Here is a 12,330-nt window from a genome sequence, read left to right as displayed (position 1 = left end):
ACGACAGGGTGGATCAGAGTGGCTGAATATTTTCCTGGGAAGACGGCGGGAGAGTGTCGGCAGCCTGCGGGGCAATGCGGCTCATCATCCACTCGATGTCGAAGCCCTCGCGGCGGACGCGTTCATCTATATAGAGAAGGCAAAGCGCGATAGCGCCGACTGGGCCGATAAGGGTGCTGGTGATGAAACTCAGCGTCAGGGTAATGGCATTGATGAGGAAGGCCTGGCCGCCGCGCGAGCGCAGGGCGAAGATGGCCAGAGGCGTCTGGATAGCCCCGACGACTCCATAAAGGACAGCGAGGAAGAGCAGAACGAGGAAAACGCGGACCTTGCGATCGGCCAGCAGCTTGCGGCTGCGGCGCAGGGCAGCCCCGACGCGGAGCGACTCGACCACCGAAGCGGGCACAGCCAGAGAGACGCGGATGTAAGCCCAGCAGCAGTAAATCATGGAAAAGAACGCCAGAATATAGAGCAATCCGGCGATGGCGTTCATCGTCGAGAGGGTATCCGGCGACCGGCGGCCCATGATCTGCAGAACCAGCCCGGTGCAGACGAGCGCCAGAAAGAGCCAGAAGGCCGAAAAAATCTGCCGGAGGACGATAGCTACGTACCGGAACCAGTGGACACGGGAGCGTTGCAGGGCCTCGCCGAGGGATGCCGATGCGCCGAGATAAAGCGCGGAAACCGACCAGGTGCTGGCAGCCAGCACGATGCCGTAAAGCACCAGGGACAGGATGCCGGCGAGCAGGGTGAGCCCTCCGCTGACGATCTGTACACGGTAAAGGTCGGCGCCCTGGTGGGCATGGACGCTCTGGTGGGCGTCATACCAGAGTCGAATGGCCTGCGTAATCACGCCCACGGCGGCAGGCATGGCGGAAAGTCCGGCGAAAAGGCTGAAGCGGGAACGGTAGATCTGGAAGGTGCGGTCAAGGATTTCGCCAGTGGAGAGCGGGCGAAGGTCATAGGTAAGGGCGCGAGGAGAGTGAGCGTTAAGGCTCTCCGCCGAGTGTGTCCAATCCGTGCCGCTGGCCATGGGTTCCCTTGTCGTCGGTGCTAACTGGATTTCCGGGTTCCGTGCGAGTGTTGCCTGATCGTAGCATGGGTTGCAAGCGTTCCCGGGCGAGCAGGGCAGCGTTTTCGATACACTAGGTATGGCTGACGCCGTGGGAGGCATGCGAATTTTCGCAGACCCTTTCGCGTGGCGCAAGAAATCGTCAGAATTTCACCCGGCGCTCCGGTCCCGGTGGCCTGGATCCTCGTCTATGGTGGGAGGTGATCCCACAGGGCGGTTTCCGCCCCGCTTGCCCACGCCCACGATTGAGGTACTCTGCTTGAACCATAGCTTCCGGTTGGCGGCTATTACGCTGGCGCTGTCCACGACTGTATTTCTACCCCGGGCATGGTCCCAGGCTGCCGGCGCTCCTGCCGACAGCGAAGGACACGATACTGCGGCCGCCGCATCCCTGTTTTCAGAGAACTCGCTGCCCGATAGCCCGCTCCCGGCGGGTGTAGCTGCCGATTCTTCCTGGTCTTCCTCTATCCAGACGCAAACCCAGACTCAGGCTCCAACCCAGCCGCAGGGCCAGATGACGGAAGAGCAGAAACGCCAGCAGGCGCAGGAGCAGCTCAAGATTCAGGAGCAGCAGCGCGTGATGGGTGTGATGGCGACCTTCAACACCACGACGAATCACGACGCGCTGCCTCTCACCCCGAAGCAGAAGTTTCAGCTCTTCTTCAAGAGTTCTACGGATCCGTGGCCCTTTACGCTGACCGCGTTCTCGGCACTGATCGACCAGGCGGAAGGCAGCCCCGAGGAGTACGGCGGCGGTATCGGCGGGTATGCCAAACGCTATGGCGCGAGCTACACCGACTATTTCACCGGCAATTTCTTCGGCAACGCGGTTTTCACCAGCTGGTGGCATGAGGATCCGCGCTTCTTCCAGAAGGGCACAGGCAGCAAGATGAGCCGCGTGCTCTGGGCTGCGGCCAGCGGCTTCTGGTGCCGCCGCGACAACGGCACCTGGGGCCCGAACTACGCCAACATCTTTGGCAATCTGGTCGGCTCTTCCATCTCGAACATCTACTACCCGGCGTCCGAGCGCTCCGTGGGTGATACCTTCGAGCGTGGCTTCACCGTGACCGCCGAGGGCGCGGTCGGCGCCGAAGTGATTGAGTTCTGGCCGGACTACGTTCGGCATCACCGCCGCGTGGAAGCCGAAAAGCAGGCAAGGAAGCAGGCCGAGCAGGATGCGAAGGACGCCGCAAAGGCGGGCCAGCAGTCCACGCAGAAGCCGCAGCAGTAAATTCCACCCGCCCGCATTTGCATTCGCGGATAAGAAATACTCCTGGCAAAAAGCAAAAGAAAACCCTGGTTCGCGAGAACCAGGGCCAGGAGGTGTTTACGTTTGAGACGAGTACAGAATAGAAGTTCGTATCCGCGCCGTCCTGATCCCGAGGACGGTTTTTTCTTTCCATCTTTCGGTGGAGTACGGCGTGGCCGTTGCATCGGCGGGCGATAGAATCCGGTCAGGAGCAGGGGCGATGTCCAGCAAGCCGCAGAGCTACAACCATCACAGCAAAGTTCAGCCGCCGTTTCACTATTTCCTGGTGCCTGTACTGTTCGCGAATTTCATTGTCTGCCTGGTATGGCTCATTCGCCGACCCGGTGCCGGAACCGCATGGCTGGTGGTGATGGCCGCCGCGCTGGTCGTGATGATGTCACTGCTGCGAAACAACTCGCTCAAGGTACAGGACCGCTTGATCCGCCTCGAAGAGCGCCTCCGGCTTGCAGCGCTGGCGCCCGAAACGCTGCGGGCGCGCATTCCCGAACTGAGTGTCGACCAGCTCGTCGGCCTGCGTTTTGCCTCGGATGCAGAGCTGCCCGCACTGGCGCAGCGCGCGCTCGACGAAAAGCTGAACCGCAAGCAGATCAAGCAGGCGATCCAGAACTGGCGCACCGACGACTGGCGGGTGTGACGGTCTATTCGGATGCCGGGTGCCCCACGTCTCGATTCTGAGACGTGGGATATCACTCTCTCTGAAAAGTAAAGATTCCTATCCGCGCTTCTCTTCGAGCTCACTCCACCGCGCATAGAGCTGGTCCACCTCTGCCTGTGCTTCGGCAACGGCAGTGAGCTCTGTCTGCAAACGCGTGGCATCGGTTACGACAGCCGGATCTTCGAGCGCAGCCTGGTGTGTCTGGAGCTTTGCTTCCGCCTCGGCGATGCGCTCTTCGATCGTCGACCATTCGCGCTCTTCCATGTAGGAGAGCTTTTTCTTCTTTGCCGAAGCAGCCGCGGCTTCGGCTGGGCGATCCTGCACGGGGGAAGCTTTTGTCTGCTTCTTCGCCTGCTCGCGCTCTTCGAGCCAGGCCTCCCACTGTGCGTAGTCGGCAAAGGCTCCGGCATTGCCCTCGCCATCGAGACCGATGACGACATTCGCGATGCGGTCGAGCATGTAGCGGTCGTGTGTGACCAGCACCAGCGAGCCGGGATAGTCGAGCAGCGTCTCTTCAAGGATTTCGAGCGTCGGGATGTCGAGGTCGTTTGTCGGCTCGTCGAGCACCAGGACATCGGCGGGCTGCAGCATGAGCTGCGCGATCAGCACACGCGCGCGCTCGCCGCCGGAGAGGCGCGAGACCGGCTGGTTTAATTGTTCACCTGTGAACAAAAAGCGCGCAGCCCACGACGCGACGTGAACGACACGATCCTGGTAGACGATGGCGTCGCTGTCCGGCGCAAGGGCGCGGCGCAGCGTCTGGTCGCCGTTGATGGTGCGATTCTGCTCGAAATGCGTGAAGCGCAGCTGGTTGGCGCGTTTGATTGTGCCCGATGTCGGCTCGATTTCTTCGGTCAGCAGACGAAGCAGCGTGGTTTTGCCGCTGCCGTTCGGGCCGACGAGGCCCACGCGCATGCCCGACATCAGGTGAAAATTGAGATTGCGGAAGAGGTCGCGGCCCTCATACGCATAGGTCAGGTCTTCAAGCTCGATGAGCCGCTTGGTCTGCCGCCCTGTAGAAGCGAAGTCGAAGCTGGCCGTCGCGACCTTGCTGCGATTACTGAGATCGGCCAGCTCGGCAATGAGGCGGTTCGCGTTATCGATGCGCGCCTTGGCCTTCGTCGCGCGGGCCTTGGGGCCACGGCGCAGCCATTCCTTCTCCACGCGGACGCGGTTTTCGAGGCCCTCCTGGTGACGTTGCTGCGCGTGCAGAAACTCTTCCTTCGCTTCGAGGAAGTCGCTGTAGGTGCCCTTCGCGCGCAGTATCCCGTTGGGATAGGCGCGGTTGAGCTCCGCCATCTGCGTGGCCACATTCTCCAGGAAGTAGCGGTCGTGGCTGATGACAACCGTCGCGAACGACCCCTGCGTAAGCAGCGACTCAAGCCATTCGATTCCGGCAAAGTCGAGGTGGTTCGTCGGTTCGTCGAGAAGCAGGATGTCCGGCTGTTGCACCAGCGCTTCGGCAATCGCCATGCGCTTGCGCCATCCGCCGGAAAAAGTCGCAGCGTCGTCTTCGAGATCGCTGAAGCCGGTCAGGCCGAAGATGGAGTGCAGCCGCGTGTCGTGTTCGTCGGCGGGCACGCGGGCGCGCTCCAGCGCGGCTTCGAGCACCTTGCGTACCGTCGAGCCTTCGGGGAAGTGCGAGTCCTGCGCAACGTAGGCCATGCGCATCCCTTTGCGCGTGGTGATCTCGCCCTGGTCGCTATCGACTTCACCGGCGAGCATCTTGAGCAGCGTGGATTTGCCGCTGCCGTTGGGGCCAATGAGGCCGATGCGGTCGCCGTCGTTGACGGTGAACGAGACATCGCGGAAGAGCGTGGTCGCTCCGAAGGACTTGGAGATGGATTGTGCGTTAAGAATCAGCAAGCACTTCTGATTTTACTTGCTGGCAGCCGTCTCTTCCGCCTCGAGGCAGCGCACGCAGTAGAGGATGTGCCCCAGGTGCGCGCTGCGTCCAGTTTCTGTCGCAACCCACGGGCGCAGCTCCCATGGTGGGCGATGGCGCACATGTTGCCCGTGCCCGCAGGCAAGCTCGGCGACCCAGTCTCCGTGCTCGTCCTGATGAAAGCCACGGATCGGCTGGGGCAGTGCGGGCTGTTTGCTTTGAGAGATAGGGACGGCTCCTGCCTGATTGTATGGTGTCTACCGTGTCAGGGCATGCAGCTCACAAGATTGCCGCCGTCACTCTTCACCGCATAAAGCGCTCGGTCGCAATGCTGGATCAGGTCATCCCAGTCGCCGGAGAGGCTTTGCAGCTCGGCGACGCCGAAGCTGGCTGTCACGGAGAATTCGTGCTCTCCGTAGCGCACGCACAGTTGTTCGAGGGCTATGCGCAGGCGCTCGGCCAGAGCCTGCGCCGCATCGAGATCGGTCGCACTCAGCAGCACCGCGAACTCGTCGCCCGCCCAGCGGGCCAGTGTATCCCCGGGACGGGTTTCGTGCTGCAGGCACCGTGCCACAGCAATCAGCGCGGCATCTCCTCCGAGATGGCCGAAGGAATCATTGATCTCCTTGAAATTATCGAGATCGAAGAGGATGGCCGAAATCGGGATCAGGCGGCGGCCTTTTTCGACGATGGCCTTCTCGGCCAGGGTCTCGAGCGCGCGCCGGTTCAGCAGGCCAGTGAGCGGATCGGTCGTAGCCTGCCGCACCAAATCATGATGGAGGCGTGAGGCCGTCATCCACACAAAGGAGACGATGATGCCGCCTTGCAGCACGGAAGTATTGACCACCGTCCACGCAAGGAGCGGACCGCCGCTGAGGTAGTTGCCGGGCGCGCCCGCGATCAGGACCCCTCCAAGCCGGACCAGATTCCCGATCGCAAGCAGGAGCAGGACCGTACCCATTACCCATCCGGAGGTGCGCATGTATGGCGGCGTGCTGCGGAAGACAAGCCATCCGGTGAGAAGCAACTGCAGAGCGAGGACGACGCTCAGCGCTGCAAGCCTCAGGCCGGTGTTGGGGTGCAGCATGCCGTACTGCATCATCGCCGCAGTCAACACAACTGCGAGAGCGATATGCATGCGCCAGCCATAAGACCTGCCGCCGGAAAGGCTGAATCCGAAGAACGCAATCAGGGAGCGGTAAAGAAAAACATACCCCAGCGAAAACAGGACATTTCCGAAGACGATCGAGAGCAGGTCCGGAACAACGCCGCGCAATGCGACGAGCACAGCTCCGCAGCAGATGGAGACAGCAAAGGCCGGAAACCAGTTGAGACCGGGCGCGCCACGGTGCACACGCAGATTGAGGAAGGTCAACAGCGTGTAAAGCGCAAGCAGCACCGCATGCTCGACATGGAGGGTATGGAGATCCACGTAGGAGGGCCTGGCTTTAGAGGTGCATCCATTGTGAAGACTGGCGGGGCAGGCGTCTACGGGAAAGTTACGGGCAAAGAAGAGCCACCGGCATGCCAGTGGCTCTCTTGTGTTGCAGTCCTGTTACTTTGAGGCCTTCATTGCCTGCTGGAACTCTTCGTACGGGCCCTTGAAGTCATCGATGTTGCCGCCCTCGAAGTTCCAAATGCGGGTGGCGACTTCTTCGATGAGGTCCTGATCGTGCGTGACGAGCAGGACGGTGCCCTCATAGCGCTGCAGCGAGATGTTCAGCGCGTTGATGCTCTCGAGGTCCAGGTGATTCGTCGGCTCATCGAGGATGAGGATGTTGGGCTTCTGCATCATGAGCTTGCAGAAGAGAAGACGCGCAGCCTCACCACCGGACAGAGCCTTGGTGGGCTTCAAGCCTTCCTCGCCACGGAAGAGCATCTGGCCGAGAATGCCACGAATCTCTTCGGCGGACTTCTTCATATCCCACTGGTGCAGCCAGTCGGCGACGGTCAGCCCGTGCTCGATGATGCCGGTGTGATCCTGCGGGAAGTAGCCGATCTGGGCTTCGTGTCCCCACTTGATTTCGCCTGCGGTCAGCGTGAAGTCCTTGTCCTTCAGATCCGGGTCCGCGGTCAGCAGGGACTTGATCAGCGTTGTCTTGCCCTGACCGTTACGGCCCATCAGGGCAATTTTGTCGCCACGCTGCACCATGCCGCTGAAGCCGGAGATGACCTTGAGATCGTCATAGGACTTGCTGACATTCTCGAACTCGAGCGCGGTCTTGCCCGAAGGACGATTGAGGTCAAAACGGATGTAAGGGCGTTGAATGTTTGAGCGGGCGAGCTCGGTTGTTTGCAGACGCTCGACTTCCTTCTTGCGGCTGGTCACCTGGGTCGAACGGGTACCGGCGGCAAAGCGCGCGATGAACTCGTTGAGCTGGGCGATCTTCTTTTCGCGCTGCTCGTTCTGCGATTCCAGGCGGCTGCGCACCTGCGTCTTGGCGACGACCATGTCGTCATACCCGCCGGTGTAGGTGATGATCGTCTGGTAGTCGATATCGGCGGTGTGCGTGGTGACGCTGTTCAGGAAGTGACGGTCGTGCGAGATGGTGATCAGCGTGCCGTCGTAGTTGAGCAGGAAGTCCTGCAGCCAGTGGATCGAGTCGAGATCGAGGTGGTTCGTCGGTTCGTCCAGCAGCAGGGCTTCGGGCTTGCCGAAGAGCGCCTGCGCGAGCAGAACGCGGACCTTCTGGCCGCCCTGGAGCTCGCTCATCTTGCGGTCGTGCAGCTCGTCGGGGATATCGAGGCCTTGCAGCAGGATGGCGGCATCGCTCTCGGCCGTGTAGCCGTCTTCTTCGCCGACAATGCCTTCGAGCTCGCCCAGGCGCATGCCGTCGTCATCGGTCAGCTCGGCCTTCGAATAGATGGCGTCGCGCTCTTCCAGGGCAGCCCACAGGGGCTTGTTGCCCATGATGACAGTATCGATGACGCGATAGGCGTCGAAGGCGAACTGGTCCTGGCGCAGGATGCCGAGCTTCTTGGGGCGGACGACATTGCCCTTCTGCGCATCGAGCTCGCCGGTGAGGACCTTCATAAAGGTGGACTTGCCCGCGCCATTCGGACCGGTGAGGCCATAGCGGCGGCCGGCGACAAAGGTGACGGAGACGTCCTCAAAAAGAATCTTGGCGCCGTAGCGCATGGTGACATTGCTGACTGAAATCATTCGGTTCTCAGGAGAGGAAGTGCGGAGGCGATGTGATGCGGAATCACTTCCCCCAGCCTTTATTGTAGCGGGGATTGCGCGGAGGATGAATGGGGAAGAGGTTACAGCTCGAAGAGAGTGCCTGCTTTAAGCCTGATCTCGCCGCTCAAGGTTCTCAATGCGTACGTCGTGTTACCCGAGCGTGCGATAGAACTCACGGAATTCGCGGTGGAACTCATCGCGCAGATTTGTGATATCTGTCCGGATGCCGGCGATTTCTGCCCGCATCTCGGCCCGCAACTCCCGCACTTCGCTACGATTGAGCAGAATGCCCAGGACGATGACCGACGTCGGTATGCCGATGGTGTAGGCGTCGTGCATCGCGAGCTCCCGGTGCCTGTACTTTACCGCAAAAGCAAATGCGTCACCAGCACGTTGGTAACGAGCGCCGCTACATACGCCAGCACGCTCATGTAGGCGAACTGCACAGCAGGCCACTTCCAGCCGTTGGTCTCGCGCTTCACGATCGCCAGCGTCGAGGTGCACTGCATGGCGAAGGCGAAGAAGACCACCAGCGCCATCGCGCCGCCGAGCGTCAGATCGTGGCGGAGAGCCGCCTGCAGCCCTGCGCCATCCGCGCCGTAAAGCGTGCCGAGCGTACCGACGATCACCTCGCGGGCGACTACCGAGCTGAGTAGGCCGATGCCGATCTTCCAGTTGAAGCCGAGCGGCTTGATGATCGGCTCGATCAGGTGACCGACACGGCCGATGATGCTGTCCGGCAGGTCGGAGTGGAAAGGCACGTGGCCCAGAATCCAGAGGATCAGCGTGACCGTAAGAATGATGGTGCCGGCCTGCTTCAGGAAAACCTTGCCGCGATCGAAGACGCGGAGCCCCAGCGAGCGCAGGGTGGGCAGGCGATACTGTGGCAGCTCGAGAATGAACGGCGCGGTCGAGGTCTTGAGGATCGACGACTTGAGGAGGCGAGCGGTGCCAAGCGCGGCCAGGAAGCCGAGCAGGTAAAGCGACAGCATCACCGCGGCGCGCATGCCGAAGAAGTCGCCGAGCAGCGGCTTGTTCGGGATAAAGGCCGCGATCATCAGGAGATAAATCGGCAGGCGGGCCGAGCAGGTCATGAACGGGGTGACCAGGATGGTCGCGAAACGGTCCCGCTTGTTCTCGATGGTGCGTGTGGCCATGATCGCCGGCACGGCGCAGGCATAGGCCGAGAGCAGCGGGATAAAAGCTTTGCCATTGAGGCCGATCGACCGCATCATGCGGTCGGCGATCAGCGCGGCGCGGGCGAGGTACCCCGAATCTTCAAGGACGCCGATAAACAGGAACAGCAGAAGAATCTGGGGCAGGAAGACGAGCACCGAGGCCACGCCCTTCCAGGCGCCATCGATGGCAAGCGATTCGAGCCAGCCATGGCCGAGATGTGCTCCGATGGCGTCTCCTGCGTTGTTCAGGATGTCGCCCATGCCGTCGCTGAGCGGCTGGCCGATGCTGAAGACCACCTGGAAGACGGCGATCACGACCACCAGAAAGAGGATGGGCCCGAGGACGCGGTGCAGCAGCAGGCGATCGAGCTTGCGCGTCCACTCCGAAGAGAGCGGCGCCTTGTACTTGGTGCGGGTGCTGATGCCGGTGGCCCACTGGCGATACGAGCGTGGGTTATCGACGACGGGCAATTCGAGGCGTCCGCCGGCGCCCGGGCTGGGAATGGCCGGCTCGCTCTTGCGGTTGATGTAGTGGCCGATGGCGTCGAGTCCCGTGCCGCGCGCGGCGCTGATCTTGGCGACAGGGCAGCCGATTTCGCGGGCCAGCGCCAGGGTGTCCACCTCGCCGCCGCGTGCCTCCATCAGGTCGCTCATGTTGAGCAGAACCATGGTGGGCAGCTTGAGAGCGAGGATCGGGGCGGCCAGCATCAGCTGGCGGCTCAGGTGCAGGGAATCGAGAACCAGCAGGATGGCGTCAGGCTGCGGGGTACCGGGCATGCGGCCACGCAGTACGTCGACCGAGACGCGGGCGTCTTCCGAGTAGGAATCGAGGCTGTAAATACCAGGAAGATCAATCAGGTAGAGATCGCTGCGGCCGATGCCGCTGAGCCGGCCCACATGCTGCTCGACGGTGACGCCGGGGTAGTTGGCGACCTTCTGGCGCAGGCCTGTGAGGCGATTGAAGAGCGTCGATTTGCCGGAGTTCGGCGGCCCGATGAGCGCGACGGTGCGGAGTTTGCCGGGAACCTTCTGTTCGGGCAGAATCTCAATCGTTTCAGTAGTACAGCAGTCGCTCATGGGCAGCTTTTCAGCCTTTCCTCGTGCCGGTCGGCAGCGTCATCCTTCGGCGGGACGGACCTTGATGGAGCGGGCGGTATCCCGGCGAAGCGCAACTTCGAAGCCCTCGATGCCGTAAACCGTCGGGTCCCCGGCGGGGGCGCGGCGAATGACGATCACGCGCGCGTCCGGAACGAATCCCATATGCATGAGGTGATGTCCAACCTCGTCGGGAAGCTCCAGTGCCTCCACGATCGCTGCGGTGCCGATTTCCAGTTCGCTCAGTGCTTTCAAAACCAATCCAGCCGGCGGCACAGCGTACATTTCCTTACCGCCATCTTTCGATCATAGCGCAACTCGGACCAATATGGCCGTAGTTTCGTGCCATCTCCTACGCGTCATCGGCCATCCCGTGTCTGGCTTAACCGCCAGACATAAGATAGGGGCCATGAGCGAGACGAAAAGCATCGAGGCATTGCGGGCAACATTGGGCAACGACCATCCGCCGTCGGAACTCGCACCGCTGGTCGAGGCGATGTGGTGGGAGGCGAAGGGTGACTGGAAGCGCGCACACGAGATTGCCCAGGACATCGACACCCGCGACGCTGCCTGGGTGCATGCCTACCTGCATCGCCGCGAGGGCGACGATTGGAATGCCGGCTACTGGTACCGGCAGGCGGGGCGGCCGCATGCGCAGATCCCGATGGATGAGGAATGGCGCGAGATCACTGCGGAACTGCTCACCCACTAGAGGCCATCTTTCATAATCATTATTAAACTCTGAGAGTCTATGCAGCGTTCGTTTCCGGACAGGGCGCGCACATTCGCGGACACAACGCGGCCGCAGGCAGAAAGCTAAGCCGTTTTATTTCATCAGCCTGACAGCACTCTCGAAGTGGAAGCCCAAATGCCGGAGCTAAGCCGACGGGTTTCCAGGAGGCTGGGGCTATGTTCGCGGAACTGAGATATGGGCTGAGGCGCCTGAGGCTGTCTCCGGGATTCACTTTGACTGCGGTTGTCACCCTTGCGCTGGGTGTCGGGACGAACACTGCCATCTTTTCGCTGGTGCATGCGATCCTTCTGCGGCAGCTGCCTTTCTCCCAGACGGAGAGAATCGCCGTCGCTCCCGAGGGGCTGTGCTACGCGGGCATCTGTAACCAGCACGACGAAAATGCCGCCAGCGCCTTTCATGCGCGCGAACATTCCATTCAGTCCGCGGAGGAGATCGCCGAATATACCGGGGAGTCCGCGAACTTTCGCACCGGCTCGCTTCCGGCGCAGCGCCTCAATGTCACGGAGTCCACCGCGCAGCTGTTTCATGTGCTGGGTGTCACGCCTGTTCTCGGGCGCGATTTTCTGCCGGAGGAAGACCGGCCCGGCAGGGATGCAGTCGCTCTGATCAGTTACCGCCTATGGAAGAGCGCCTTCGGCGCCGATCCGCATGTCCTGGGGCGAACGGTATGGCTGAATGCGCGCACCCTGACCGTGATCGGGGTGCTGCCGGAGGGCACGGAGTTTCCCGCTCAGAGTGACGTATGGGCGCCGACGCTGATGGACACCCGTCTCAGCATGACCGAGGGAGGAGCCATATTCACGACCGCCGTCTTGAAGTTGAAGGCGGGCGTGAGCCAGGCCCAGGCTCGGGCGGAGCTGAACACTTTGGCCAGCGCGCAAAGCCGCGGGCCAGGAGGAATTCGTCCCGAAGGGCACCTGATATCCCTCGAAGATGCGCTCGAGGCCCGTATCCGGCCGACATTGCTTCTGCTTTGCGGAGCCGTGCTGCTCGTTCTGCTCGTGGCATGCGCCAACGCCGCAGGGTTGTTGCTGACGCGCATGGCAGCCCGTCAGAAAGAGATCGCGCTGCGAGCTTCGCTCGGCGCAGATCGCCGCAGGCTCATGTGGGAGCAGATGACGGAGCCGATCCTGCTCGCCCTGGTAGGGGGCGGTTGCGGAGTATGGCTGGCGGAAGGGCTGCTGAGTCTGCTCTATCGACTGCGGGATAGCTCGCTCGCGGATTTTCCTCGTCCCTC

At 61.8% G+C, this 12,330-nt stretch carries 12 protein-coding genes; 4 read left to right on the top strand and 8 right to left on the bottom strand.

Translation table 11 applies throughout. The features are described 5' to 3' along the window. Positions 1–13 precede the first annotated feature (13 nt). Positions 14–1,033 carry a hypothetical protein gene (locus tag QM649_RS08620; protein ID WP_415198621.1) on the bottom strand — a complete coding sequence of 340 codons (1,020 nt, stop codon included), beginning with the start codon at positions 1,031–1,033 and terminating at the stop codon, positions 14–16. Positions 1,034–1,331: 298 nt separating this feature from the next. Here QM649_RS08620 and QM649_RS08615 point away from each other — a divergent pair, with 298 nt between their 5' ends. Further along, on the top strand, positions 1,332–2,303 hold the full coding sequence (locus tag QM649_RS08615; RefSeq protein WP_415198620.1) for a hypothetical protein: 972 nt from the start codon (positions 1,332–1,334) through the stop codon (positions 2,301–2,303). Between the two features lie 238 nt (positions 2,304–2,541). Then, on the top strand, positions 2,542–2,976 hold the full coding sequence (locus QM649_RS08610; protein ID WP_415198619.1) for a DUF6526 family protein: 435 nt from the start codon (positions 2,542–2,544) through the stop codon (positions 2,974–2,976). Between the two features lie 78 nt (positions 2,977–3,054). Here QM649_RS08610 and QM649_RS08605 read toward each other — a convergent pair whose 3' ends face one another. The 7 genes from QM649_RS08605 to QM649_RS08575 form a co-directional block, all read right to left on the bottom strand. After that, positions 3,055–4,863, bottom strand: a complete 1,809-nt coding sequence (locus QM649_RS08605) for an ABC-F family ATP-binding cassette domain-containing protein (RefSeq protein WP_415198618.1) — start codon at positions 4,861–4,863, stop codon at positions 3,055–3,057. Positions 4,864–4,875: 12 nt separating this feature from the next. Continuing rightward, on the bottom strand, positions 4,876–5,073 hold the full coding sequence (locus QM649_RS08600; protein WP_415198671.1) for a DUF3565 domain-containing protein: 198 nt from the start codon (positions 5,071–5,073) through the stop codon (positions 4,876–4,878). 74 nt (positions 5,074–5,147) lie between these two features. Further along, positions 5,148–6,314 carry a diguanylate cyclase domain-containing protein gene (locus QM649_RS08595; RefSeq protein ID WP_415198617.1) on the bottom strand — a complete coding sequence of 389 codons (1,167 nt, stop codon included), beginning with the start codon at positions 6,312–6,314 and terminating at the stop codon, positions 5,148–5,150. A gap of 123 nt (positions 6,315–6,437) precedes the next feature. Then, positions 6,438–8,045, bottom strand: a complete 1,608-nt coding sequence (locus QM649_RS08590; RefSeq protein ID WP_415198616.1) for an ABC-F family ATP-binding cassette domain-containing protein — start codon at positions 8,043–8,045, stop codon at positions 6,438–6,440. Positions 8,046–8,216: 171 nt separating this feature from the next. Then, the gene (locus QM649_RS08585; RefSeq protein ID WP_415198615.1) at positions 8,217–8,405 is read right to left on the bottom strand and encodes a hypothetical protein; all 189 of its coding nucleotides are present in this window, start codon (positions 8,403–8,405) and stop codon (positions 8,217–8,219) included. A 23-nt stretch (positions 8,406–8,428) separates the two neighbouring features. After that, positions 8,429–10,321 (bottom strand): ferrous iron transport protein B, encoded by a 1,893-nt coding sequence (gene feoB / locus QM649_RS08580; protein ID WP_415198614.1) that lies wholly within the window; start codon positions 10,319–10,321, stop codon positions 8,429–8,431. Positions 10,322–10,360: 39 nt separating this feature from the next. Then, the gene (locus QM649_RS08575; RefSeq protein WP_415198613.1) at positions 10,361–10,594 is read right to left on the bottom strand and encodes a FeoA family protein; all 234 of its coding nucleotides are present in this window, start codon (positions 10,592–10,594) and stop codon (positions 10,361–10,363) included. A gap of 154 nt (positions 10,595–10,748) precedes the next feature. Between QM649_RS08575 and QM649_RS08570 the strand changes: the two genes are divergently transcribed. Then, positions 10,749–11,051 (top strand): hypothetical protein, encoded by a 303-nt coding sequence (locus QM649_RS08570; RefSeq protein ID WP_415198612.1) that lies wholly within the window; start codon positions 10,749–10,751, stop codon positions 11,049–11,051. Positions 11,052–11,305: 254 nt separating this feature from the next. Continuing rightward, the coding region (locus QM649_RS08565; RefSeq protein WP_415198611.1) for an ABC transporter permease at positions 11,306–12,330 on the top strand (1,025 nt) is incomplete at its 3' end.

Origin of the sequence: Silvibacterium sp., assembly GCF_047605705.1 — a bacterium.
Lineage (GTDB): Bacteria > Acidobacteriota > Terriglobia > Terriglobales > Acidobacteriaceae > Silvibacterium.
Note: the sequence above shows the minus strand (reverse complement) of the source record. Positions and strands in the feature narration are given on the sequence as shown.

Bases quoted from the DNA above. Each gene is read 5' to 3' on its own strand.
- QM649_RS08620 (WP_415198621.1), bottom strand. From the start codon at position 1,033: ATGGCCAGCGGCACGGATTGGACACACTCGGCGGAGAGCCTTAACGCT.
- QM649_RS08610 (WP_415198619.1), top strand. From the start codon at position 2,542: ATGTCCAGCAAGCCGCAGAGCTACAACCATCACAGCAAAGTTCAGCCG.
- QM649_RS08590 (WP_415198616.1), bottom strand. From the start codon at position 8,045: ATGATTTCAGTCAGCAATGTCACCATGCGCTACGGCGCCAAGATTCTT.
- QM649_RS08585 (WP_415198615.1), bottom strand. From the start codon at position 8,405: ATGCACGACGCCTACACCATCGGCATACCGACGTCGGTCATCGTCCTG.
- feoB (WP_415198614.1), bottom strand. From the start codon at position 10,321: ATGAGCGACTGCTGTACTACTGAAACGATTGAGATTCTGCCCGAACAG.
- QM649_RS08570 (WP_415198612.1), top strand. From the start codon at position 10,749: ATGAGCGAGACGAAAAGCATCGAGGCATTGCGGGCAACATTGGGCAAC.